Here is a 26,794-nt window from a genome sequence, read left to right as displayed (position 1 = left end):
ATTGATGGAGGTGGCAGTTTTGGGACTTATTAGAATATAATCATGTATGTTATGAGAAGAATAGAGAGATCGGGTATAGTAAAATAACTTAATTTCGAAAGGGATATCAAGTCAATAAATTTATTAAATATTTTTTAATAATAATTCAAAATGAATATTTAAAGAGGGGGTTACAATGATGTCAAATGTAAGAAGGCTTTTTAGCATTATTATGATTATTGCGATGATAGGTGCATTATTGCTTTCGGGATGTGGCAGCAAAAACACAAAGCAGACGACATCAAGTGGTGAAAAGAATAAAAGCTCTCAAGGCGCTTCACAGGAGACCAAAAACACCAATACGAGTGAAGTAACTGAGGTGACTTTCTGGCATTCTGATTGGGGCGTTAATTACATGAATCACCTTAAAGCAACTCTTGTGGATACCTTTAATAAAACACACAAGAATGTTCAGGTAAAGTTGGTCATTATGCCCAATGGCGATGGGGTTACAGGTTTTGACAAAAAGATCACGGCTGCTATTGCAGGTGGAAGCCCTCCGGATGTGCTGTATATTGATAGGTTTGCTGTTGGAGAATGGGCAGCAAAGGGTCTTATTGAGGATATATCCGATCTCGTGAAAAGGGATGGCATAAATGCTGATGATTACTATAAAGCGTGTTGGGATGAAACTATATTTAACGGTAAACAGTATGCCATGCCATATATCACCGATGCTCGTGGGCTTTTCTACAATAAGACGCTTTTTAAGAAGGCGGGCTTGGATCCTAGCAGTCCTCCCAAGACTATAGATGAACTGGATCAGATGGCTGAGAAATTGACGGTGAAAGACGCTAATGGAAATTATACACAACTGGGATACGTGCCATGGTGGGATCAATCAGGTGGATCAATATATGATATTGGTTTTCGCTTTGGTGGTAAATTTATTGATGATAAAGGGAATCTTACGCCCAATGATCCTAATCTCGTGAAGGCCTTGGAGTGGGCAGTAGGGTACGCTAAAAAATATGGTTATGACAAGGTAAATCAAATGCCAGGTCAACTGAAATTAACAAGAGATGCATTTTCATCGGGAAGATTAGCAATGATGTATAATGGCAATTTTGCTATACCTTCACTGGTGGATCCTAAAAATAAAGTGTCTTTTGAGTGGGATACGGCTCCTTTCCCGACCGTCCCTGGCGTGGACTCAGCTTCATGGGGTGGTGGATTTTCCATGGCGATACCTAAAGGCGCAAAACATAGGGATGCAGCGTGGGAATTTATTAAATGGGCTACCGGTAAAGAAGGCCAGATGTCGGTACTGAAAAATTTTGATGCTAATGGCAATCAGCTCTCAGCTATGCCTTCGGTGAATGAAGCTTATGTAAACAATTGGGATCCCAGATATCAGGTATTTGTGAAAGAATTGCTTCCAAAGAATCACTATAGGCCTGTTACACCAGTGGGGCAGACCTTATGGAATTTATTGTGGGATGCGAAAGAAAAGGCTTATCAAGGCAAAGGCGATCCCAAGGCATTACTGGATGACGTAAAGAAAAAGATAGATGCTGAATTGGCAAAGCCCATATACGAGAGATGATAATGAGCTGATATAAATAAATGGTAAGCCTGACTTGTTCAGGCTTACCATTATCCATTAGAGGAGAGGTGAATTAGATGGGGGTTCAAACCAAGGGAAATATTTTGATACCTGCATGGAAGGTTAATTTTCGCCACATGCTAAAAGAGGCTAATAGAAATAAAGCAGGATACTTTTTTTTAGCACCGTTTTTGATCCTGTTTATCGTTTTTACGGTATTGCCTGTTTTTGATGCCATGAGACTGAGTTTTACCTACTACAATCTCCTCCAGCCTGCCCGCTGGATTGGCATAACCAATTATAAGCTGCTGTTTACTGACGATGACGTATTTTTGATCGCATTAAAGAATACGTTTTTGTTTTCACTGATCGTGGGTCCCATAGGTTATCTGCTGTCCTTTGTAATGGCATGGGTCATAAACCAGCTGAAGTTCAAGACGGGTTTTGCTCTGGCGTTTTATGCGCCTTCTATCACCAGCGGTATAGCGATGTCTACTGTATGGCTTTATTTCTTTTCTAACGATAGATACGGTTTTATCAACAATATTTTGATGAATTTGGGAATTATAACAGAGCCCATTATGTGGACTACAAATCCAAAAACCATCCTGCCCGTGGTCATGATTATATCTCTGTGGATGAGTATGGGTACAGGATTTTTGGTGTTTTTAGCAGGATTACAAAATGTACCTCAGGAACTGTATGAAGCAGGGATAATAGATGGTATAAAAAGTCGTTTTCAGGAACTGTGGTTTATTACACTGCCTATGATGAAACCTCAATTACTCTTTGGCGCCGTCAACGCCATTGTGGGTTCTTTTGGCGTTTTTGATATTGCCGTATCTGTGGCGGGAATGCCCAGCCCTGATTACGCAGCTCACACCATTGTGGCTCATTTGTTTGATTATGCGTTTATAAGGTTTGAAATGGGATATGCTTCAGCTATAGCTATGTTTCTGTTTATAGTTACCTTCTTGCTGGGCCGAATTTGCATGAGAGTATTCTCATCTAAAGATGAACTGTGAAGGCATATGGGAAAGGAGTGAGATGTATGTTTCGCAAACCAAGACTTACACCGGGATGGGTATTTACGTATATTTTCATGGGCGCACTGGTTTGTTTTACGATGTTGCCTATTGTTTACATGATTTCAACTGCTTTTAAACCCATGGACGAACTCTTTTTGTTCCCTCCTGAATTTTTTGTGCGAAGGCCTACGTTGAGGAATTTTTACGATCTTCTTACGGCTTTGAGCAGCTTTACAGTGCCATTTTCCAGGTATTTGTTCAACAGTCTTTTTACAACTACAGCAACAGTGCTGGGAACCCTTATAATAAGTAGTTTTGGTGCTTATGCACTATCAAAATTTAAGCTTCCAGGTGCCAACACTATGTTTAATATCATTATTGCAGCCCTTATGTTCTCGCCACAGGTTACGCAGATACCTACATATCTTTTGATATCCAAAATGGGGCTTGTAAATACATACTGGGCTTTAATCCTTCCAAAAATCGCTGTGGCCTACAATATATTCTTAATGAAACAATTTATCGACCAGATTCCTGATTCATTAATAGAAGCAGCCCGCATAGATGGCGCTAACGAATGGGAGATATTCTGGAAGGTGGTTATGCCTACATGCAAACCGGCATGGTCTACCCTTATTGTGTTTTCTTTCGTGTCCAACTGGAACGATTATTTCAGCCCGCTGGTATTTACCACATCGGAACAGATGAAAAATCTGACACTGGCTATCCAGACTATAGGTACAAGCATAGCCCGATCGGGTGCTATGGCTGCAGCTACGTTTTTAATGACTATGCCTACAATCATCATATTTGTGATCATGCAGAAAAAGGTTATGGATACAATGATATACTCAGGTATAAAGTCCTGACGGATGGGAGGGCAATTTATGTTGCATATTAAAAAAATGTGGGCATTTATTGTTATAGTTTTTACATTGATTTCTGCTGCTTTGCCTGCTTATGCTGAAGATATTGACTACACGCTGAATCTGGATGGCAGAAGAGTGCCTATACCTAAAGCCTATGACGTACAGAGCGTTATCATTAACCTCGATGGCGGGGCTGTGGGTTTTAATAAACCGGAAGACATTTTTGTGGATCAGAACGGGATTTTATATGTGGCAGATACAGGAAATAACAGAATTGTAAAACTGGAAAAAGACGGGTATGTCCTTGGTGTATTTAAGGGGCCAAAAGATAAGCCATTTAATGGGCCTAAAGGCGTTTTTGTTAATAAAAACGGTGATATATTTGTGGCTGATACAGGCAATGGCCGTATTGTTCATCTAGATCCAAATGGCAATTTTGTCGAAGAATTTGTCAGACCTGCTTCGAAATTACTGGACAACAAATATCCCTTTAAACCCAGGAAAGTGGTGGTGGACGCAAGAGGTTACCTTAATGTATTAAATGAAAATGACTACCACGGCGTGATAACTATTGATGGCCTCAATAATTTCAGGGGTTATGTGGGAACAAATAAGGTGGCGTTTAGTTTAATAAATACCCTTGTTAGATTCTTTGCGACGCCGGAACAAAAGGCGCAGCTATCAAAGGTGGTCCCTCCATATTTTACAGATATCTTTTTAGATGATGAAGGATATATGTATACCACAACGGTTTTAAGCAACAGTGATCAGATTAAAAAGATAAATGCGCTGGGCGTAAACACCTTCGTCACAGGTAAATCTTTTGGTGAGGACTGGTTACCTGAATCATGGACACAGAACACGCCGTATTTTACAGGTATAACAGTTGATGACAAAAAGGTTATAAGCGCAGTAGACGCATCGGCCAGAAGAATTTATCAGTATGATCAAGAGGGAAATCTTTTATGTGTTTTCGGCGGTCAGGGTGAGAGAAGAGGACTTTTTGAGTATCCCTCAGCGATAGATGTCGACAAAGATGGTTTACTCTATGTATTGGATAGGGATCGAAACAATATACAGATATTTCAACCAACAAGGTTTATGAGTATGGTACATAATGCAGTAGAGATGTATTATAATGGCAAATATCAGCAAGCGGCAACGCTGTGGAGGGATGTCCTGAAGATAGATTCCAATTATTTGCTGGCTCACAGGCAGATAGGAAAGGCTTTGTATAAAGAAGGGAAGTGGCGGGAAAGCATGAAAGAATATCTAAAAGGGGAGGATAAAGCCGGTTATTCACTGGCGTTTGATGAGTACCGCCATCAGATATATAGGCAATACTTTGGATGGGTCGTATTGATTGTTGTTTTATTAATCTACCTCATATTAAAAGCTGTGGCAATACTCAGAAGGAAAGCCAATATGATCATAGGAGGGAGGATCAGGAATTGAGATTTGCACAAAACGTGCTGGTAATGCTATTTTTCCCTACAGAAGGCTATTTTAGGTTAAAAAAAGGCGTAAATTATATTGAAGCATTTATTCTATACGCTTTAGTATGTATTGTAAGGATTGCACAGATTTTTATTACACATTATCCGCTGGCGTCGATACTTCCTAGAGAGGCCAATTTTTATCTGGAAATAGTCCGCATGCTATTGCCGCTTATTTCCTGGGTAATTGCGTGTTATGCCTTGACGACCATAATGAATGGCGAATCCCATATAGGTGAGGTGTTTGTGGCTACAGCTTATTCCATGTTGCCATATATAATACTTACAATACCCGTTAGCATATTATCACACGTTATGAGTACTACAGATGCCGGGTTATATACTTTTTTACAGGAAGTTATCTGGGCATGGGTTTTAATATTGTTTTTTATGCAGGTAAGGGATCTTAATGACTACAGCTTTATAGATACGCTTAAGATTTGTATTCTTGCTTTGTTTAGTATGCTGATACTGTGGGCGGTGGGTGGACTGTTTTATGTGCTTACGAGAAATATATATGAGTTTTTGCTGCAGATATTTATGGAAATAAAGATACTCACGTTAAGTTGACGCGAGGGGGGAGAAAAGTGAAAAGATTATTGATGATTTTAATATCTTTGTTACTGATTATAACAGTGAATTCCTTTGGCATAGAGGCTATAGCGGAACCAACTACGCAGGAAAATCTACAGAAAGGAACTGTGGTTAATAAAATACCTGATGGTTATAACCTGGTTGCGGAGTCATCTAACATTGCCTTTTATTTCAGGAATACCGATGGAGGAATTTTGCTTAAAGATAAGAGGAATGGATATATATGGGGATTTCCTCAGAATTTAAAAGACAGCGATGTGAATGGAAATAAATATATACTGAAAAACACCCAGTCGGCTTTTAATATCACATATGCTGATCCGGCGGCCAGGACTCTTGATATCATGCCTGCCAGTGTAGCGACTGAAAAAGTTGTAATCACATCCCAACCTATAGATAACGGCGTAAAAGTGACTTATGATATGGTAGATCAAAAATTCAAAATCACTATAGAATACAAGCTTGAAGGAGACGATTTTATCGTAAACATACCGGCCAGGGATATAAAAGAATACGGAAATTTAAGGTTGGTGACATTAGAGCTTTTGCCTTATTTTGGGGCGGCGACGGATAGAGATAAGGGTTATGCTTTTTATCCTGATGGGAGTGGGGCTATTTCATACTTTAAGTCGACACATCCTGTGTACTTTAAGAATTATCAGGGAGACATCTATGGCGCTGATGATATAAATTTAAACGAGAATAAATACAATAAGGCTGAAGTTGCTATGCTGCCCGTATTTGGGTTAAAAAATGGTGATAATGCTTTTATGGGCATTGTTACAAAAGGCGAATATGATGCTACAATAAATTACTCTCCCAGCGGGTATCAGGTTAATTTAAACAGGGTATCGGTAGAATTTACCTACAGGCGAAGCTACCAGGGCGCGCTTCAAAACGGTTCACTGACCCAGAAGTTAGAGCCACATATGCTAAAAATCGACCGAAGCGTCACATATAAATTTTTAACAGGGCCGTATGCTAATTATAGCGGTATGGCTAATGCTTACAGGCAATATCTGATAGATCATCATGAGCTAAGACAGGTAATCAAAAAAGGTGACAATATGCCGCTGGGTTTGGATCTGTTTATGGGTATAGAGGAACATCAATTATTGAGGAATAAATTTATACCTATGACTACATTTGATCAGGCAGACACTATTCTAAAAGATATAAGGGAAAGGGGTGTAAGTGATGTACAGGTAAACCTTGTGGGCTGGAATGCTAGGGGTTATCTATCCTATCCTCTGCATTTTCCTGTGAATGGCGCGTTGGGTGGAACAGAGGGGTTAAAAAGGCTTATTAGCGATGTATATAAAATGGGAATAAAGATATCATTACAGGATAATTACGTAGATATATATGCAGATTACAGAGGATTTTCGCGAAAGAATATTGCGTATCAGGCAAATAAATTTTTACCTGTTACCAATATATGGAATAACAGATTTTTAGAGAGCGCCGGATATGTTTATGATTATTTTAATTACAGTATATTTCCTGATTTATTGAGGCTTAAAGTGAATGGCATTACCTTTGAACGTTTTGGAAACTTTCTTTTCTATGATTTTAACGATAGATATCCTTCTACACGAACTCAGACGGCCAGTTATTGGATGAAGATGGTAAATAAAGTCAGAGAAAAGCTGGGTTTTGCAGCCATAAAAGGTGGAAACGCTTATGTTTTAAAGTACGCTGATAGGCTCTATGACATACCAGAAAAAGATTCAGGATATTTTTTCAGCGACGAAGCCGTTCCTTTCTATCAGATGGTAGTGCATGGCTCCATACCTTACTCAGGTACACCTATTAATATGTTCTATGATCCTAAAGCACAACTGTTAAAGCTGGTGGAATACGGCTATATGCCTTATTATCAACTGACGTATAGGTCGTCCAATGAAATGATGTATACAGACTATAATGAGTTATTTAGCTCACAGTACACCGATTGGGTGGCTCATGCGGAAAAGTATTACAAGAAAATGAATGAGGACCTTAAACCATTATGGTCGGAATATATGGTTGACCATAAGAAGGTTAACGATTATTTGTATGTTACCACGTACAGCAATGGTGCAAAGGTATATGTAAACTATAGCGAAAACGACGTTGAGGTGGATGGCCGTACTATTAAAGGGTATGATTACCTGGTAGTTGGAGGTGGCATGTGATGAAGATTAAGAAGATGGGGCTGGAAAAAAGGAAGGTTTTAGATGGATATTTCTTTATATCGCCATGGTTGGCCGGATTTATCCTTTTTTCCTTGTATCCTCTTCTACACACGGCGTGGCTGAGTTTTTGCGAGGTACAGGGAGTTTCCAACTTGAGGGTAAAGTTTACGGGAATCTCCAATTATATAAACGCCTTTGTGGTGGATGTAAATTTCTTGCCGCGGTTTTTGACCATCATAAACGATACCATAATAAATACTGTATTGATAATAATATTTTCTCTTTTTATTGCAATATTGTTAAATTATAACATAAGGGCGAAAGGATTTTTTAGAGGTGTATTCTTTTTACCTGTTATTCTTGGAACAGGTTACGTTATGCAACAGCTGCTTTACGGCGGTGTAAACAATACGGTGATGGTAAACGGCATAGGCATACCTCAGCAGATATTTATTTATCTGGGCCCCACTGCCACAAACATTGTCAACGCCTTTTTGAGCAGGTTAACGCTTATATTCTGGCGCTCGGGTGTTCAGATTGTGCTGTTTTTGGCAGGATTACAGGGTATATCAGATAATTTGTATGAGGCAGCCAGATGTGATGGTGCAACAGAATGGGAGTCGTTCTGGAAAATAACATTGCCTTTGATTTCACCTGTTATATTGATAAATATAATTTTTACAATTATCGATTCATTTACGGACATAAATAATAACATAATGCAATATATTAATGAAGTTGCGTTCAGTAAATTGGAATTAGGTTATGCAGCCGCGCTGGGCTTTTTGTACTTTGTTTTCATATTCATCGTTATTGCCATCGTCTTTATCGTCAGTTCAAGACATGTATTCTATGCCGGTGAGCGTTAAGGGGGGATACAGGTGAGAAAGATAGGTTTGATCATACTTATAATTGCTTTTGCTTTTAATTCGGTATTTACACAAGCCGTTAAGGCTGATACATCTGATACTGGTGTTCCACTTAGAGAAAAGAATCTGAAAAACAATGATATGCCAAAGGTTGACTACGATGTCAAAGTGGCTAATCTTCCATTTTATGAGCAGGTGTTAAAAGGTTATCAAAAGGGCAGTTATAAGGATACCGATGGTATAGATATAGTTTTAAGACCCGATGAGGCTAAATCTTCTAATGGAGGATCGCTACCTATAAAAAACGACATAGGCGGTAATGCAAAACCAGCTCTTGTATGGGACGATTCTGTTAAGTGGTTTGAATGGACTTTTGATGTGCCTGAAGATGGTTTGTATCAATTATACATGCGCTATTATCCATTAAAAGGCAAGAGAAGCCCTATTGTGAGAAAATTGATCGTCGATGGTGTTGTACCTTTTCAAGAGGCATTAAATGTTTCTTTTGAAAGGCTTTGGGTTGATAAAGGAAAACCTGTGAGGGATAGCAACGGCGATGATATAAGGCCATTACAGGAAGAAAAAACCATGTGGAATTACGAAGGTTTTAGCGACTCTAAAGGATTTTATCCCGAGCCATTCAGGTTGTATTTTTCTAAAGGTAAACACACCATAAGGCTTGAATATGTGAGTGAACCCGTTGCCATAGATAGCATTGAGGTAAAGTCACCCGAGAATATTCCTTCATATGATGAAGTTTTAAATCAATATAAAGCTATGGGATATAAAGAGGTGAAGGATGCAGAGGTAAAGTTCCAGGCGGAGTTTCCGGTTTTAAAATCTGATCCGACCATAAGAGCTGAGAGCAACAGTGATCCTTCTGTGGAACCGGCAGCTAATGGTGATTTTATATTGAACGTATTTGGCGATTGGAACTGGCGCCGTGGCAATCAATGGGCGGAATGGAAATTTAATGTACCACAAGATGGTCTCTACAAAATATCTTTCAAGGTAGGCCAATGGTGGGGAGATGGTTTACCATCTTATAGGCAGGTTGCCATTGATGGCAAAGTGCCATTTAAGGAGCTGGAGGAGTATCCTTTTAAATACCAGAGGGATTGGCGCATGGAAACATTGTCGGATAAAAATGGGAAACCGTATTTGTTTTACCTTACCAAGGGTGAACATACTTTAAGGTTGACAGATAAAGTGGGTCCCATGAGTGAAGTGGTGAATGCCATGTCGGATCTGGCTTTGAGGCTTTCAAAAATGATAAGAGAGATCATAATGGTTACAGGAGCCAGGCCTGATCCTAATTTTGAGTATGAGCTGGATAAAAAGGTACCGGGCCTTATGGATGAATTCAAGGATATGTCTAAGGATATAGAGGCGCAGATGAAATATATAACAAATATATCTGGCCAGAGGCCCAGTGTATACTATAGTTTTAAGTCAATTAAGAAGAGCATTGATGAGATGATAAGGAATCCTGACCTCATATCCCGAAGGCTAAATGATTTAAATAATGCCCAGACCAGTTTTGGTCAGTGGATGCTGGATCTGCAAAATGAACCATTGGTGATTGACTATTTTATAGTGTCATCGCCGGATAAAAGTATTCCGACGGGCAGATCTAACTTTTTGCAGAAGGTTGGGGCTACATGGTACAATTTTTTGAAGTCATTTTACAAAGATTATAATAGCGTCGGAAGCAGTACTACAACGGGCAAAAAAACTATAAAGGTATGGGTCGCCATGGGACGTGAATGGGCAGAGATATTGAGAGATATGGCTGATAACGAATTTACTCCTAAGACCGGGATAAAGGTCCAGATAAATACATTCCCAGCAGGCCAGTTAAATGCCGGCGCCGTAAACGTCATACTCCTTGCTATAAATTCAGGCAAGGCTCCTGATGTGGCCATAGGTGTTGATTCACAGTCACCGGTGGAGTTTGCCATCAGGGGTGCGACGGCAGATTTGAGCAAATTTCCGGATTTTAAGGATGTAGCCAAGTGGTTTGTAAACGGCGCCTTTATTCCCTTTGAATACAGGGGTGGAATTTATGCCATTCCATGTACTCAGGATTTTAACGTATTGTTTTATAGAAAAGATATATTAAGTGAATTAAAGCTGGGAATACCTCAAACGTGGGATGACATATACTCAGAGTTGCCCATTTTGCAGCAGCATGGGATGGAATTCTATTATCCACCTGTACTGGATCCGTTTTTATTCCAGTATGGTGGTGATTACTACACTGAAGATTACATGAGATCGGCTCTTGATACATCTGAAGCTTATATGGCGTTTAAAGAATGGACAGAGCTATATACCAACTTTAAGATACCTATGGCTGCCAATTTCTTTAACAGGTTCAGAACCGGTGAGATGCCGTTGGGAGTTGGAGGTTACAACGAATACGTGATGTTTACTGTTGCAGCACCGGAGCTTACAGGCCGATGGGGAATTGCGCCATTTCCGGGGCACAGGATGCCTGATGCAACCATAAACAGGAGGACAGGTAGTTTTGGTACCACCAACATAATACTCCAGCAGTCTAAAAATAAACGGGAAGCGTGGGAATTTTTGAAGTGGTGGATGAGTGAAGATGTACAGTCAAGATTTGGAGAAAATGTTGAAGCAATTGTAGGCGTTGGCGCCAGATGGAACAGTGCGAATGTAGCAGCTTTTAAGAGCATGCCGTGGAAACAGGAAGATTTAAATGTAATATTAGAACAATGGAAACAATTTAAAGTTCAGCCGGTGGTTTTGGGAGGTTACTTTACAGGGCGATATGTAGGGTTTGCCTGGAATAACGTGGTGCTGGGCGGTATGAAGATCAGGGATGCACTGGAGGATGCTGTTAAACAGATAAACAAAGAAATGAAAGCGAAACAGGAGGAATTTAGTGTAAAGCCTTGAGAGGTACCTTTTTTGGTACCTCTTTTTGTGATATAATATACAAATAAAATAGAAAAGGTGTAAAGGGGAGAACAGTGAGTAAGATTGGGATAATGGGAGGAACCTTTGACCCGATTCACTATGGTCATTTGGTTACTGCTGAAGCTGTTAGAGATGAGTTTAATTTAGATAAGGTTATATTTGTTCCTGCCGGCAATCCGCCGCACAAGAAGGCTCGTAAGGTGACGGCAGGTCAACACAGGTATATGATGACGATACTTGCTACTATATCAAATCCGAAGTTTGAGGTATCAACTATCGAATTGACAAAAAAAGGCTATACCTATACCATCGATACCATGCGAGAATTTAAAGAGATGCTGCCTGATTCCACATTTTATTTTATAACGGGTGCTGATGCTGTGCTGGAGATACTAAAATGGAAGGATTCAGAGGAATTGCTTAAGATATGTGAATTCGTAGCAGCAACGCGACCGGGATTTGATATAAGTGAATTGGAGAAAGAGCTGGATTTTATAAAAGAAAAACATAATAAGATTATATATAAACTGGAAGTGCCGTCATTGGCCATATCTTCCACTGATATAAGGCGAAGGGTATCTGAGGGTAGATCTATAAAATATTTGTTGCCTGAACCGGTGGAAAGGTATATTTATAAAAATGGATTATATAAAGACAATTGAGGTGAAAGCGTGTTATCAGAACAAGAGATATCTCAACGATTAGAGCATATGTTAACACCCAAAAGATATAGGCATTCGTTGGGAGTGCAAGCTACAGCTGTAGAACTGGCATCTTTGTATGGAGCAGATGTATATAAGGCATCTATTGCTGGATTGATACATGACTGTGCAAAGGATCTCGATGCTGACCAGATTCATGCTCTTATTAAGAAGTATGGGTTAGCACTGGACGACATATATTTGAATCAATTGGAATTGGTACATGCACCATTAGGAGCTGCGCTCGCTAAAGATCTGTTTGATGTCCAGGATGAGGATATATTAAACGCTGTAAGGTATCATACCACAGGAAGAGTTGATATGAATTTGCTAGAAAAAATAATATATTTATCGGATTATATAGAACCTGGCAGAAATTTTGATGGCGTAAATGAAATAAGACAGGAAGCAAAGCAGGATCTAGATAAAGCGGTTATAATGGCTATGGATAGTACTATTATTTATGTTATCAAGAAGAAAGGACTTATACATACCAATACGATTGACGCCAGAAATAAGTTGCTGTGTAAAATAAGAGAAAGGCGGGGATAGGCATGAGAAAATTATTAAAATATTTTATTATGTTGCTGCTTTTATCAGTACTTGTTATTGGTACAGGAAGTTATGTATATTTGCATAATATCTCCGACATAAACAATACATCGGCATTTAACGATAACAACGACAGTAAATTGACTCGGACAAAATCGTCTCCAAAAAGAGATAAAAAGTTAAATATATTGATATTAGGTGTTGACCATGCATCTAAAGGTGATACGGGCAGATCAGATACCTTGATTTTTGTATCTTACGATCCTTTAACGAGAAGGGCGACGCTTATTTCGATTCCAAGGGATACCAGAATATTATTGGATAAATATGGGTATCAGAAGATAAATGCGGCATATGCATATTACGGTCCTGATGGATCGGTTCAGGAAGTATCTAAAGTTTTAGGAGTGCCTATAGATTATTATGTTCTTATAGATTTTCAGGGGTTTAAAAAGCTTATTGATGATTTGGGTGGAATTGATTTTGATGTACCGGTTGATATGAATTATGATGATCCTGCTCAGAATCTGCATATTCATTTGAAGAAAGGAATGCAGCATCTTAATGGAGATCAAGCTCTGGGTCTGGTTCGTTTCAGGTATGGATATGCAGATGCTGATTTGGGAAGGATAAAGACACAGCAAAAGTTTTTGAAAACTTTGTTTGACAAGATCGTTAGTCCCTCATCTATTTTTAAAGTTGGGTCTATATATGATGTCTTAACACACTACGTGAAGACAAATATGCCTGCAATGACGATTTTGAGCTATGTAGATGACTTATTTAAGGTAAATAAGAATGATATAAAAATGGAGACGCTTCCAGGTGAACCTAAATACATTGATGGGATATCTTATTATATTTATGATGAAGTTAAAACTGAAGAGATGATGGCTAATTTAAATAAATTACAGGATGACAGCGATGTAGCTTCTAGTAGCAGTAGCACTGACGTAAATCCTTCAAATATTAAGGTAGAGGTATTAAATGGAGGAGGAATAAATGGTGCAGCGACGTCTGTAGCTAGATTACTAGAAAAATATGGTTATGATGTTATTAACATTGCCAATGCTGAAAATATGAACTATAGAACAACGCAGATTATCAATAGAACACAAAATAAAGCAGTTGCTGAAAGCATAAAGGCTTATATTAAAAATTCTGTTGTTATAGATGAAAATCCTACAAGCAATAAGCCTGATGTAACAATTATAGTTGGCAGTGATTATAATAGCAATTAAGGGAGGTATTTATGTTAAAACAGATTGTAAAAGTGTTAGATGACAAAAAATCTATAGATATATGTGTGCTTAAAATCGATAGAATATCAACGATTGCTGATTATTTCGTTATATGTAGTGGCACATCTGTTACTCATACTAAAGCTATTGCAGACGAGCTTGAGGAGAAAATGCGTGAGAGTGGTCTGGAATTATTGCACAAAGAGGGTTATGATTTTGGAAAATGGATTTTGATGGATTACGGTTCTGTTATTGTTCATATATTCACAAAAGAGGAAAGAAATTTTTACGATTTGGAGCGTATTTGGGCTGATGCCGAAAAAATAGGTGTTGACAATTTGCTACAAGTAAATTATAATAACACTTAAAAAAGTTGAAATATATGCTCAGAGGAGTAGTAGCAGGTAAGGGCTTGAGAGAGCTGGTGGTCGGTGCAAACCAGTGCAGATATCCTGTGAACTCGCCTCATGAAAATGGGCATTATCCGATTTTATATCGGATATAAGGTAAAAGAGAGGGCTTATAAGCTAAAAGAGGGCTTATAGCCAATTAGGGTGGTACCGCGAGACCTCTCGTCCCTAAACTGGGGTGAGAGGTTTTTTATTAACGAGATAAATATCATGTGTGAAGGAGGCATTGTATGGATAGCTATAATTTTAAAGAAATTGAAGCTAAATGGCAAAGGTATTGGGATGAATATCAGCTAAATAAGACAGCAGAGGATGATAAAAAGCCAGAGTTTTACATGCTAGAAATGTTTCCATATCCTTCTGGAAACCTACATATGGGACATGTAAGAAATTATTCTATAGGTGATGTTATAGCTCGATTTAAGCGCATGAATGGATACAATGTGTTGCATCCCATGGGATGGGATGCATTTGGCCTTCCAGCCGAAAATGCTGCGATTAAACATGGCATACATCCAAGTAAGTGGACATGGGATAATATCAATAACATGAGAAGGCAGTTAAGGCAGTTGGGCATTAGCTATGATTGGGATAGAGAAGTAGCTACGTGTCATCCAGACTATTATAAGTGGACCGAGTGGATGTTTTTGCAGTTTTATAAAAACGGGCTAGCGTATCGCAAAAAGGCTTATGCCAATTGGTGCCCTTCATGTAAGACGGTATTAGCCAACGAACAGGTAGTGGATGGCAGATGTGAACGCTGTGGTGCAGAAGTCAGCAAAAAAAATCTCGAACAATGGTTTTTTAGAATTACCAAGTACGCTGAGAGGCTTTTAAACGATATTGAAAGGTTAGAGGGCTGGCCTGAAAAAGTAAAAATTATGCAGAAAAATTGGATAGGCAAAAGTGAAGGTGCTGAACTTTTATTTAAGGTTGATGGTACCGACGATGTTATTCCGATATTTACTACTAGACCGGATACCATATACGGCGTAACATATATTGTACTGGCGCCAGAACATCATCTGGTTGAGACTTTGACAAAAGGAACACCTTATGAGGCGATTGTAAAGGAATTTATTGAAAAAGTACACAGGATGAGCGAGATCGAGCGCACATCCACTGAAACAGAAAAAGAAGGTATATATATTGGGGCACATGCTATCAATCCAGTAAATGGTGAAAAGGTACCTATATGGATTGCTAATTATGTATTATTAGATTATGGTACGGGTGCGGTTATGGGTGTACCGGCTCATGATGAAAGAGATTTTCAATTTGCTAAAAAGTATGGTTTACCGATAAAGGTAGTTATAACTCCTGAAGGGGAGACATTAGATCCTGAAAAAATGGATAAGGCTTATGTGGAACCTGGTATCATGGTAAATTCTGGGGAATTTAATGGACTAAAAAGTCAGGATATGATAAAAGAAATTATAAGGTTTGTTGAAGAAAAAGGGTTGGGTAAGCGCAAAGTAAATTATCGATTGAGGGATTGGTTAATATCCCGGCAGAGATATTGGGGAGCGCCTATACCTATTATTTATTGTGAAAAATGTGGAACTGTACCTGTGCCAGAGGATCAATTACCTGTTATGTTACCTACTGATGTAGAATTTACAGGGCAGGGAGAATCGCCTCTAGCTGAATGTTCATCTTTTGTGAATACGACGTGTCCCGTTTGCGGTGGGCCGGCTAAAAGGGAAACAGATACAATGGATACTTTCATATGTTCTTCATGGTATTTTTTCAGGTATACGGATCCTCACAACAGTGAAAAGCCTTTTGCCAAAGAAAAGGCAGCGCATTGGATGCCTGTGGATCAATACGTGGGTGGTGTAGAACATGCTATATTGCACCTTTTGTATTCTAGATTTTTTACAAAGGTTTTGTATGATTTAGGGTATTCGCCGGTGGATGAACCATTTGTAAATCTTTTAACGCAAGGAATGGTTTTAAAAGATGGCTCTAAGATGTCAAAGTCAAAAGGCAATGTAGTAAGCCCAGAAGAGATTGTAGATAAATATGGAGCTGATACGGCAAGATTGTTTATACTGTTTGCAGCACCACCGGAAAGGGATCTAGAGTGGAGTGATCAAGGCGTTGAAGGATGCTATAGGTTTTTAAACAGGGTTTGGCGGGTAGTAGGTGAATTGTTACCTTTATACCACACGGGACCTCGTGTGTTCACTAATTTAAGTCCTGCGGATAAAGAACTTAGGTATTCTACCAATTATACTATAAAAAAGGTTACAGAGGACATAAGTACCAGGTTTAACTTTAACACCGCTGTCAGCGCTATTATGGAAATGGTAAATGCTCTTTATCAATATGCTGATTTGAGCGATGAATACAAAAACCCTGATGTCGTAAGCGAGGCATTGGATAGCCTCGTCATAATGCTTGCGCCATTTGCTCCACATATAACTGAAGAATTGTGGCATAGGATGGGCCATAATGAGAGTGTACACCTTATGAAATGGCCCAGGTATGATGAAAATGCATTGATAAGAAATGAGGTGGAATTGGTAGTACAGGTAAATGGTAAGGTAAGAGATAAAATCATAGTTCCAAGAGATGAGAGCGATGAGGTCATAAAGAAAATGGCTCAGAATACAGAAAAGGTAAAGGCATTTATTGACGGCAAAAGCATAGTAAAGGTTATATACGTAAAGGACAAATTAGTTAATATTGTAGTCAAGGAGGTGTAATATGGCTGAAAATATCCACCCCCTTTTAAAAAACTTAATACCTCTTGCAGAAGGAATCGCTAAGACTTTTGGCAAAAATTGCGAGGTATCCATATATGATATATCAAATCCCCAGCGTTCTATTGTGGCCATTTTTAATGGCCACGTCACGGGGAAAGATGTTGGCGATCCTATGCCTGATGTTGTTTTGAGGTCTATAAGTGAAGGAACTTTGGGAAAAGATAGGATAAATATTAGCAGCAAAAGTAGTGATGGCAAGATACTAAAATCATCTTATATTTTTATAAGAGATGAAAGAGATAAAGTCATTGGAACTCTATGCATTAATTACGATATATCAGAATTTGTGATGTTTGATAGTATAATAAAAGATTTTTGTCAGACAGAAAGTAAAAATCAGATAGAATATATGGCAGAAACAACCGATAGCAATGTCAATGATGTGCTCGCTAATATCGTAGATAATACATTAAAAAATTTTGGGAAGCCAGTGAATTTTATGACAAAAGATGAAAAAGTATATATCGTTAAACTTCTGGATTCTAAAGGTATTTTCTTGATAAAAGGTGCAATTGATTATGTAGCCAAAGTTTTATGTGTATCAAGGTATACCATATATAATTATTTAGATGAAGTTCGTGCCAGCAGCGAAAGTTTTTGAAAGCCCGCATTCTGGGCTTTTTTTGTTGACGCTGTTTGTAATTTTATAATATAATTTAGGTGTAGGTAAATGGAGGTGATCCCTTGAGTGAATTGAGAGAAATAGGAGAAATACTAAAAACCAAGCGACTGGAAAAGAATATTAGTATATCAGATGTCCAGGAATTCACGAAAATTAAATCTTATTATATAAAGGCTATAGAAGATGGTGAAGAAGATAAGTTACCTGACCCTGTATATATTAGAGGATTTATTAGAAGTTATGCGGAAATGTTGGGATTAAATGGTGAAGTGCTTTTGCAGGACTTAAAGCTTAACAAGACCAGAGAATATAATGTTTCTGCTATGATTAAAGAAAAAAGTAAGGTTAATACTGATATAAGACGTTCCACGAAAAAGATAGGTAGATATATAGCTATTGTAATTATAATCGGTTTATTTATATATGGATTTTATTCATTGGGAAATTTTTTGGGAGTGAAAATCGACGGACATAACAATAGTATTGTTGATAATAATATAAGTGCTGAAATAGATATAGGAAGCGTAGATAAGAAGCCCAAGGATAAACCTACCACAGATAAAAGCAATCAATCAGTTAATTTAGGTGATTTAAACGCTCCAACCGCAAAAACAGAAATAAAACAGATGAGCAAGACAGCCGATACAGCCATGTATCAGGTGATTACAGATAACGATTCGTATAAACTCAAAATAGATATTGTAGGTACGAGATGCTGGATGGATATTTCGGTGGATGGATCTAGTGTATATAGCGGCATATTGACTACAGGTCAATCAAAAGAATTAGATATAAAATCTTCATCGACGGTAAAAATAAAGCTGGGCAAAGCCTCTGATGTAGCTATTTACATCGACGGGCAGGCTGTAGAAAAAGCAAATGTGCCAGGGATATATTGGTATGTATTTACTAAATAACAGGCAAAATGCCTGTTATTTAGTTTTTCTCTTTTTGATCCAGAAACCCAATATAAAGGCTCCTGGTGCCAGTATACCCCAGTATATCCATTTTTCAAGTTGTCTTAATAAATCATTATCTATAGCATTTTTGCTGCTACTACTGTATAAATTACTTAAAATATTTGCTTTTATTGCTCTATCTGCGATCAAATTGACTTTTCCTATTTCTTTTCCATCGAGTTCATAGCTTATATAACCTAGTCTTTGACCTTTATTTATAGGTACTTTTATGTTTTTTATTTTTATGTGTGCTTTTATAGAATCAGCTTTATCTGTAGGGACGGTATATATAAAATCCTGAGCGGCTTTTAAATCAACATATGCCGTAGTGCCATCTATAGGTATTTTTTTTACATAGTCGCCTTTATGAATGTAAGTTTTTGTTATAAAATTGTCCAAGCCATAATTTAGTAGATCAGTGGCATCTTTCCATATAATAGAGGAATCATCGTCGTAAATAGCAACTATTACTCGCCTGTCGTTTCGCATAGCTGTTGCAAGAAGGCACTTATTTGCTTCAGACGTATAACCAGTTTTGATGCCATCAGCGCCGTCATAGTGATACTTAGTTGGCCTTATTAACATGTTAGTATTTAACAAAACTCTTTTTTCTTTAAATTTATTTGTAGGAGGAATTACATACGTAATAGTATTTACTAGCTCCCTGAAAAACTGATTTTTCATGGCATATCTAGCGATTAATGCCATATCATATGCTGTCGTATAATGATCAGGATCATGAAGGCCATTTGGAGTAACAAAATGGCTATCTTTAGCTCCTATTTGTTGGGCTTTTTCGTTCATCATATTTGCGAAATTTTCGACGCTTCCACCAATATATTCTGCTATGGCTACAGCAGCGTCGTTGGCTGATTCTACCATCATAGCGTATAACAGTTGTCTTAATTTAAGCTGCTCGCCCTCACTTAAATATATTTTGCTACCTTCCACATTTGCTGCATTTTTACTGGCTGTAACAGTGTCGTCTAAATTTCCTTTTTCCAGAGCTAATATTGCAGTTAGCACTTTGGTTGTACTGGCTGGATATACTTTTATATGACCATTTTTATCATAAAGTATTTGGCCTGTTTCATAATCCATTACTACGGCGTTTTTAGCGTTGATTTGTGGGGGTGCGATTTTAGCAGGATTTGCATATGTAAAGCGTATATTTAAATTGAGTAAAAAAAGCATTATTATAATAATTGCGCTTTTTTTCAATTTTCATCCTCCTAAAACATTGATATTTTAATTATACCAAACCTCAAAAAATAAGAAAACAAAAATTTTGGACGCTATAAATATAAAAAATTCTATTAAATTTTGGTATACAATCTTCACAATATATAGATATGAATTGAGTTTATAAAAATTTGCATATTAAAACTTTAAAACTTAAAAACGCGAGAAAACGTAAACATAAGTTAGAAAGAGAGAGAAAAGTGAATATTTTTCTATTAAAATCATCTAAAATGGCGGATTTTCGTGAAATTTGACTATTGTTATCAATTCTCATTAATAGTATAATGTAATCATCACAAAAGTTTTGTTGGATATTTTGCTAAAACGTTTGATTCTTAAAAGAGGAGGTGGAAGAGAGAGCAAAAGGCTTTCTTAGGTAAAGGAGGAAGGAGGAGATGCTTTAATTTAAGATCTTACCGTTTTCCATATTAAATGTTTTTATAAATCAATTACATTTATAGTTTTACCTAAAATTAAAAATTTATTTTTTTAAAACACTTTTAAAAAATAATCTCTTAGAGAAGGATAGTGACCCTGAATATAATAAACAAGAAGGTCGAGAGGAAAATTGCTGGTTGGCCAAAGTCGCCTCTGTAACAAGAGGGAGAACCTTTTACTAGCAAAGGTTTACGGATTTTATTATATGCATGTTTAATATGAATGCTGTGGTTCTACATTATATAATATAATGTTGTACTATTGATTATATACGAGAGGTGGTTGAAGAGATGAGCCTTAGAGTTTTGGCTAAAAGGGTGGGGAATGCAATTATTACGCTTGTATTAGCGGTAATATTGACATTTGTATTGTTGAGGCTTACACCTGGTAGTGCTATAGACAACTGGGCAAGGCAATATGCTATACAATATCAGGTGACATTGGAAGAAGCATATAGAAGAATTGCTTTGATGATCAATTACAATCCTAAGGAACCTATCCCGTCTCAGTTTGTAAGGTATGCGAAGGGGTTGTTGCATGGCAATCTTGGTGTATCTATGATATATCAAAACAGGACAGTTAACGATATTATTGCTAGTGCATTGCCGTGGACAACGTTTGTCTTGACTATAGCATTGCTTATAAGTTTTACTATAGGTATGTTGCTTGGTGTAAATATGGCATGGAAAAGGAGTTCGTGGCTTGAACCTGTGATAGCTGTTTATGCGATTCTCTCTACGGCTATACCTGACTTTATATTTGCTATATTGTTATTGGTCATATTTGCTTACGGATTACAGTGGTTTCCTATAAACGGTGCATACGATCCGTATGTTACACCCGGGTTTAATTTGACGTTTATTTTAAATGTTCTCTATCACGCGGCCCTTCCAATTCTAACGTACGTACTCACAAATATAGGAGGATGGACGTTGGGAATGAAAGGTGCCGCGGTGAGCGTTCTAGGTGAAGATTATGTAACGGCGGCCAGAGCAAGAGGTATATCAGATAGAAAGATAATGAAAAACTATGTTAGAAAAAATGCTATATTGCCACAGATAACAGGTCTTGCTATAAGTTTTGGCGGAATGTTAGGTGGTTCAGCTCTTATAGAAAACTCATTCTCATATCCGGGTATGGGTTATTATTTGGGTCAGGCGATAGGACAGAGGGATTATACCGTCATGCAAGGAATGTTCCTTTTCATGAGTATCGTTATGATATTTGCGAACTTGATAGCTGATCTGCTTTACGCAAAACTTGACCCAAGGGTCAAAATAGAGGAGTGATGGTATATGGCGGATTTTTTCAGGGTAATATACAGAAATAAAAGATCGTTTGTAGGGCTTCTAATATTGGTGTTTTTCCTTTTGATGGCTATAATAGGGCCTATGTTGTTTAAACTGGATATGACCGTGCGTTATGACGAGAGGTATCAACCACCTTCGGCAAAACACTGGTTGGGCACAGATTACGCCGGAAGAGATACCTTTGTGCAGCTCGTATATGGTTCAAGAGACGTTCTGGTAATAGGCTTTTTTGCAGCGCTATTTACCTTGATAATAGGAATACTGATAGGCACTTTATCAGGATTGTTAGGCGGAAAAGTGGATATGATATTGATGTTGATAACGAACCTTTTCCTTACAATACCGAGCTTTCCTGCAATGCTGATGATGTCGGCATTGGTAAAGATAAAAGACCCCATAACTTTTTCCCTTATACTGGCAGCGTGGAGCTGGGGTGGATTGGCAAGAGCCATAAGGTCCCAGATTATATCTTTGAAAGAAAGGGATTTCATAGTAATATGTAGGGTCATGGGGTTAAAGACGTCCCACATCATATTCAGGGAGCTTATGCCCAATATCACATCATACCTGGCTATGAACTTTATTATGATAATGAAGGGAGCTATAGTAGCCAGCGTAGGATTGATGTTGTTAGGATTGGTACCGTATTCGCCAACTAACTGGGGTATGATGCTACAGCTGGCAATACAGCAGACTGGTGGAATATTCAATCCAAGAGGATATATTTACCTCTTATCGCCGATAGTTTGTTTGGGACTTTTCCAGACAGGGGCTATTTTCTTTGCCAATGGATTGGACGAAGCACTTAATCCGAGGTTAAGGGGATAAGGAGTGAAAGCGATGAATATAATAGAAATAAGGGATTTAACAATACAATTTCCGTTGAGAAATGGAACTATAACGGCAGCAAATCATGTAGATTTTGATATACCAGAAGGTAAGATAACAGGGCTTGTGGGAGAGAGCGGAAGCGGCAAATCTACCATGGCGTCAGCAATACTTAGAGTTGTAACGTCGCCGGGTAAAATTACCAGTGGCAGTATAATATATAATGGTTACGACGCCAAAGATAATGTTAAAAAAGACATCTTAAAATTTAATAATGCAGAGTTGCAGCGCTTCAGGTGGAAAGAAGTTGCAATGGTATTCCAGGCAGCTCAGAATGCGTTAAATCCAGTTGTGAGGATAGATGAACAGATAATAGAAACTGTGCAGGAACATGTGGATATGAGCCGTGAGGAGATACTCAAAAAGGCGTCAGACCTCCTGGACTACGTTAGATTGGAGCCAGAAAGGATACTGAAGTCTTATCCACATGAGCTTAGTGGTGGCATGAAGCAGAGGGTTATGATAGCTTTTAGCTTGTTGCTGGACCCAAAGTTTCTTATACTGGATGAGCCTACTACAGCATTAGATGTTATAACACAGGACTATATATTTGATATCTTGACCAAGATACACAAAGAGAGAGGAATCACGATGCTACTTCAGACACACGATATAGCAGTTGTAGCCAAGGTGGCAGATAGGATAGGAGTTATGTATGCAGGAGAAGTAGTTGAAGTGGGAGATATATATGAAGTATTTGAGGATCCTAAACATCCGTATACCATAGGTTTGATACACGCAGCTCCGTCTTTGATAGATGACCTGGGCAAGAGGACACCAATAAAAGGATCTCCTCCAAACCTTTTGAATCTGCCAAGCGGATGCCCCTTCCATCCAAGGTGCCCCTTTGCTAAACCGGTGTGCAAAGAAGTTAAACCTACTACTACAGTGCTGGGAGAAGATCATATAGTAAAATGTCATTCATATAACAATGAGAGATACAAGAAGGAGGGGCTGTTAGCATGAATCCAATAATCGAATTAAAGAATGTAAGTATGATCTTTGAAAAGAGGTCAGGCATATTTGGACCGGTATCTCATATAGGTGCAGTGGTAGACGTAAGTTTAGAAGTATATCCTGGAGAAATCCTGGCGTTGGTAGGAGAGAGTGGATGCGGTAAGACCACGCTAGGTAAAATAGTGACAGGGTTGTATAAACCGACTCACGGTCAGTTGTTTTTTGAGGGAAAAGATGTATACAAAATGAATAAGGAAGAATTTGATAATTACAGAAATAGCGTTCAAATGGTGCAACAAGATGCTTTTGCAGCGTTAAATCCCGCAAGAACTATATATCAATCTCTTTCAGCTCCTATACTGCAAAAGAAATTGGTTAAAAACACAAAAGAAGCTTATGAAAGGGTATGTGAGCTATTAAAGATAGTGGAATTAACGCCGCCAGAGCAGTTTTTGGAGAAGTATCCCCATCAATTGAGCGGAGGTCAAAGACAGAGGGTCACAATGGCCAGGGCTATATCTTTAAACCCCAAGGTCATAGTGGCTGATGAGCCTGTGTCCATGATAGATGTGTCACTAAGGTTGGCTATGCTCAATTTGATGGCATCCTTGAATAAGAGTATGAATATAGCGTTTATATATATAACCCATGATTTATCTACAGCCAGGTATATAGCCCAAAATGGCAGGATGGCGGTTATGTATCTGGGCAAGATTGTAGAACAGGGCAATGTACAGGAAATACTGTCAAATCCGAGACATCCGTATTTGCAGGCATTGTTGACAGCTGTGCCTGTGCCTAATCCTAAGATAGCTAAAATGAAGAGAAAATTGCCTCTTAAGAGCTTGGAGATGCCAAGTGTAGCTAACCCGCCAAAGGGATGCAGGTTTAATCCAAGATGCCCCTATGCTGATAAAAAGTGCGAAGAGGTAGAGCCAGAGATGGTAAAATTAGGAAGTGGGTTTATAGCATGTCATAATTATGAGAAGGTGCCGAAATGGGAATTACCGAAAGCAAATTGATATATAAGTTTGCAGTGTTTTTATTGATATTAAGTCTTGTGCAACTTTTGTTTGTACAAAAGGGAACGGGTCAATTTGTCGTAACAGTGTATTCGGTGATTTTAAATGCAATTATAGTAGTGGCGTCAATTATGTATATACGCTATCTGGCTAAAAAGGAAAAAGGAAAAAGGCGTAGAGAGTAAAGAGATATAAGGAGATATATAAAGAGAATAAATCCTTCGAGGATTTATTCTCTTAATAACATTTAAGGGGTCTTGTATATGTTTGATTTTGTCGTCAAATGGATAATGATCGCGTACCTCTATATTGTTGTGCAGTTTTTAGGCTTTCTTAATCACCCGGAGTATTTAGCGCTGTTATTGTTGGTATCATTAATTATATCCTTTGTACTAAAGAAATTGTTGTTTAGGGATATGAGATTTAGGTATGGAGGTATAGTAGTATATTTTATTATCGCGTGTATTGGAAGTTACGTAGGGGACTACTTGTTAAATAAAACGGGTGGATTGGTATTCAGCGATTTTAATGTACTTGGAGGAGCAATAGGTTCTCTTGCTTTTTCATATATCTGGGGAAAACTTACCGCCAGAAAAGAGGTAAGCGATGTGAGACATTGGGAATGGTTAGATTCATACGTAAAGAGGAGATGAGGGGGAGCCAATTTGAGGGATAGATCGTTGGACTTTTTAAAAGGCGTTGCTTGCTTAATGATGATATTAGCTCATGCGCCTGTACAGATACCGCCGAGCTGGGGACTGTGTTTTTTTATAGCGAATATGGCTCCGGCGGTTTTTTTCCCCATTACAGGAATTACAACATTATATCAGATAAAAAAAAGGAACTTGAAAGTTCTTTTTTGCTTTTATGCTATTTTTTTTGTATTGGGGTTTAGTTACAATGCTCTATGGCATACATTTTATTTTACCAGAGATTTGGTAAGCGACATTTTACAGATTGTCGCCATAGCTGTTTTGATCATAGCGGTATTTGAAAAGGCGGGATTTAAAGATTATTCTTATATGTTTTTGGTTCCTTTACTGCTTCATCTTTTGCTTACGAATACTGTAACGTCCAACTTCTTTTTGAGGGAGTTTATTATGCCCCCAGGGGTTTTTACACTTCTTCCATGGTTGGGATTTTTTCTGTATGGAGTATATATGTACAAACATTCGCTGCTAGCTAATATTATAAATACGATTATCTTATTGCTTTTGCTAATATTATATAATGGTAAATTTTTTTCGTCTGATAAATGGAATATGGATGCATCGTATTTTTTTGCATCGCTCTTTTTGTTTTCGATGCTGTTTATTGTGACAAGAGGGCTAAAAAATGTAGAAGTTCCTATTATAAACTATTTTGGCAGAAATTCATTGATGTTTTTGTATACACATATTTTATTCATGAGAAAATACGTACGGTATTTTAAATTATCGCAGGCTTCGCTCACATTTTTTATAATTTCTATTATAGGTGTTTATGTTTTTATGTTGATTGCAACACGTTTAAATGAATTTACATTGGCGCGTCTATCAAATAACGTTGCTTTCTGGGCTATTTTACTAGTGAATGTCATTATTTTGCCATTTGCCACCAAGAATGTAGAAATAATTGTTAATATTTCATACATAATTGGTATAATCTTTGCACTGAATTACCATAATTTGATGAAATTGATAGAAACTAAATTGCAATGGTTTTCAAAGAGTGATAAAATGGATGTGGTCTAAATATATTTAATTATGCATATCTCATAGAAGAGAGGTGTATAGAATCAGGCGAGTTTGATGTTATGCAGATGCATTATAACCTCTTGCATAGAGATAACCAGCAAAACATATTAGACTTGATATAAAAGGGCCCTACAGATTGTGGGCGTTAAGTAAAAAAATATTATAAAGACAAGCGGTGTAATGTCAAGTGGTATTTTTTGGAACCTTGAAAAATAAAGGCCTCAAAAACTCTAAAAAAGACAACACTTAATAAACCCACCATATATTGGATAATAATGGAAGGAAACTTAGCTGATATTCAGTTAAATGTATTTGCTAAATCTATCCATTACCTCCCGGTTGGTAGATTTGGCCTTTGCTCAGCAAGGCAAAGACCAGTCT

General features: G+C 37.9%; 23 protein-coding genes and 1 other annotated feature. Of the genes, 22 read left to right on the top strand and 1 reads right to left on the bottom strand.

Features of this window, described 5'->3' with window-relative positions; all coding sequences use genetic code 11:
• Window positions 1-178 precede the first annotated feature (178 nt).
• The 15 genes from BUB87_RS04115 to BUB87_RS04045 all read left to right on the top strand — a co-directional run bounded on the left by BUB87_RS04115 (window position 179) and on the right by BUB87_RS04045 (window position 18,778).
• Window positions 179-1,585: an ABC transporter substrate-binding protein gene (locus BUB87_RS04115; RefSeq protein WP_073342009.1), complete on the top strand. Its 1,407-nt coding sequence runs from the start codon at window positions 179-181 to the stop codon at window positions 1,583-1,585.
• Between the two features lie 77 nt (window positions 1,586-1,662).
• Window positions 1,663-2,610, top strand: a complete 948-nt coding sequence (locus tag BUB87_RS04110; RefSeq protein ID WP_073342007.1) for a carbohydrate ABC transporter permease — start codon at window positions 1,663-1,665, stop codon at window positions 2,608-2,610.
• A gap of 26 nt (window positions 2,611-2,636) precedes the next feature.
• Window positions 2,637-3,482: a carbohydrate ABC transporter permease gene (locus BUB87_RS04105; RefSeq protein WP_073342006.1), complete on the top strand. Its 846-nt coding sequence runs from the start codon at window positions 2,637-2,639 to the stop codon at window positions 3,480-3,482.
• A gap of 18 nt (window positions 3,483-3,500) precedes the next feature.
• The gene (locus tag BUB87_RS04100; RefSeq protein WP_073342004.1) at window positions 3,501-4,937 is read left to right on the top strand and encodes a hypothetical protein; all 1,437 of its coding nucleotides are present in this window, start codon (window positions 3,501-3,503) and stop codon (window positions 4,935-4,937) included.
• A complete protein-coding gene (locus BUB87_RS04095) occupies window positions 4,934-5,548 on the top strand; it encodes a hypothetical protein (RefSeq protein WP_073342003.1) in 615 nt (204 codons plus the stop codon). The genes BUB87_RS04100 and BUB87_RS04095 overlap by 4 nt, the downstream gene beginning before the upstream one ends.
• 17 nt (window positions 5,549-5,565) lie before the next feature.
• A complete protein-coding gene (locus BUB87_RS04090; RefSeq protein WP_073342001.1) occupies window positions 5,566-7,749 on the top strand; it encodes a DUF5696 domain-containing protein in 2,184 nt (727 codons plus the stop codon).
• Window positions 7,749-8,618, top strand: a complete 870-nt coding sequence (locus BUB87_RS04085) for a carbohydrate ABC transporter permease (RefSeq protein WP_073342000.1) — start codon at window positions 7,749-7,751, stop codon at window positions 8,616-8,618. The genes BUB87_RS04090 and BUB87_RS04085 overlap by 1 nt, the downstream gene beginning before the upstream one ends.
• A 12-nt stretch (window positions 8,619-8,630) precedes the next feature.
• A complete protein-coding gene (locus BUB87_RS04080; protein ID WP_073341998.1) occupies window positions 8,631-11,543 on the top strand; it encodes an extracellular solute-binding protein in 2,913 nt (970 codons plus the stop codon).
• Between the two features lie 92 nt (window positions 11,544-11,635).
• On the top strand, window positions 11,636-12,226 hold the full coding sequence (gene nadD, locus BUB87_RS04075) for a nicotinate-nucleotide adenylyltransferase (protein ID WP_234945952.1): 591 nt from the start codon (window positions 11,636-11,638) through the stop codon (window positions 12,224-12,226).
• Between the two features lie 9 nt (window positions 12,227-12,235).
• Window positions 12,236-12,817, top strand: coding sequence for a bis(5'-nucleosyl)-tetraphosphatase (symmetrical) YqeK (yqeK, locus tag BUB87_RS04070; RefSeq protein ID WP_234945949.1), 582 nt, complete (start codon window positions 12,236-12,238; stop codon window positions 12,815-12,817).
• Window positions 12,818-12,819: 2 nt separating this feature from the next.
• On the top strand, window positions 12,820-14,058 hold the full coding sequence (locus BUB87_RS04065; RefSeq protein WP_073341995.1) for an LCP family protein: 1,239 nt from the start codon (window positions 12,820-12,822) through the stop codon (window positions 14,056-14,058).
• 11 nt (window positions 14,059-14,069) lie between these two features.
• On the top strand, window positions 14,070-14,426 hold the full coding sequence (gene rsfS, locus BUB87_RS04060; protein ID WP_073341993.1) for a ribosome silencing factor: 357 nt from the start codon (window positions 14,070-14,072) through the stop codon (window positions 14,424-14,426).
• Between the two features lie 8 nt (window positions 14,427-14,434).
• Window positions 14,435-14,641, top strand: a binding site (T-box leader).
• A 57-nt stretch (window positions 14,642-14,698) separates the two neighbouring features.
• Complete coding sequence (gene leuS / locus BUB87_RS04055; RefSeq protein WP_073341992.1) at window positions 14,699-17,179, top strand: leucine--tRNA ligase; 2,481 nt, start codon at window positions 14,699-14,701, stop codon at window positions 17,177-17,179.
• A 1-nt stretch (window position 17,180) separates the two neighbouring features.
• Window positions 17,181-17,840, top strand: a complete 660-nt coding sequence (locus BUB87_RS04050) for a helix-turn-helix transcriptional regulator (RefSeq protein ID WP_073341991.1) — start codon at window positions 17,181-17,183, stop codon at window positions 17,838-17,840.
• Between the two features lie 83 nt (window positions 17,841-17,923).
• On the top strand, window positions 17,924-18,778 hold the full coding sequence (locus tag BUB87_RS04045; RefSeq protein WP_073341989.1) for a helix-turn-helix domain-containing protein: 855 nt from the start codon (window positions 17,924-17,926) through the stop codon (window positions 18,776-18,778).
• A 15-nt stretch (window positions 18,779-18,793) separates the two neighbouring features.
• On the opposite strand, the gene BUB87_RS04040 is transcribed toward BUB87_RS04045, so the two are convergent.
• Complete coding sequence (locus tag BUB87_RS04040; RefSeq protein WP_073341988.1) at window positions 18,794-20,041, bottom strand: D-alanyl-D-alanine carboxypeptidase family protein; 1,248 nt, start codon at window positions 20,039-20,041, stop codon at window positions 18,794-18,796.
• Between the two features lie 749 nt (window positions 20,042-20,790).
• Here BUB87_RS04040 and BUB87_RS04035 point away from each other — a divergent pair.
• The 7 genes from BUB87_RS04035 (at window position 20,791) to BUB87_RS04005 (ending at window position 26,410) form a co-directional block, all read left to right on the top strand.
• Window positions 20,791-21,789: an ABC transporter permease gene (locus BUB87_RS04035; protein WP_073341986.1), complete on the top strand. Its 999-nt coding sequence runs from the start codon at window positions 20,791-20,793 to the stop codon at window positions 21,787-21,789.
• 6 nt (window positions 21,790-21,795) lie between these two features.
• Window positions 21,796-22,638, top strand: coding sequence for an ABC transporter permease (locus BUB87_RS04030; RefSeq protein ID WP_073341985.1), 843 nt, complete (start codon window positions 21,796-21,798; stop codon window positions 22,636-22,638).
• Window positions 22,639-22,650: 12 nt separating this feature from the next.
• Window positions 22,651-23,664 (top strand): ABC transporter ATP-binding protein, encoded by a 1,014-nt coding sequence (locus tag BUB87_RS04025; RefSeq protein WP_073341983.1) that lies wholly within the window; start codon window positions 22,651-22,653, stop codon window positions 23,662-23,664.
• The gene (locus BUB87_RS04020; protein ID WP_073341982.1) at window positions 23,661-24,677 is read left to right on the top strand and encodes an oligopeptide/dipeptide ABC transporter ATP-binding protein; all 1,017 of its coding nucleotides are present in this window, start codon (window positions 23,661-23,663) and stop codon (window positions 24,675-24,677) included. Before BUB87_RS04025 ends, BUB87_RS04020 begins: the two co-directional genes overlap by 4 nt.
• Entirely contained in the window at window positions 24,653-24,862 is a 210-nt protein-coding gene (locus tag BUB87_RS04015) for a hypothetical protein (protein WP_073341981.1), read from the top strand. The genes BUB87_RS04020 and BUB87_RS04015 overlap by 25 nt, the downstream gene beginning before the upstream one ends.
• A gap of 78 nt (window positions 24,863-24,940) precedes the next feature.
• Entirely contained in the window at window positions 24,941-25,330 is a 390-nt protein-coding gene (locus BUB87_RS04010; RefSeq protein WP_073341979.1) for a hypothetical protein, read from the top strand.
• Window positions 25,331-25,342: 12 nt separating this feature from the next.
• A complete protein-coding gene (locus BUB87_RS04005) occupies window positions 25,343-26,410 on the top strand; it encodes a hypothetical protein (RefSeq protein WP_073341978.1) in 1,068 nt (355 codons plus the stop codon).
• The last annotated feature ends 384 nt before the right edge of the window (window positions 26,411-26,794 follow it).

This window comes from Caldanaerobius fijiensis DSM 17918 (assembly GCF_900129075.1).
GTDB lineage: Bacteria > Bacillota > Thermoanaerobacteria > Thermoanaerobacterales > Caldanaerobiaceae > Caldanaerobius > Caldanaerobius fijiensis.
This window is presented reverse-complemented; position numbering and strand designations above follow the sequence as displayed.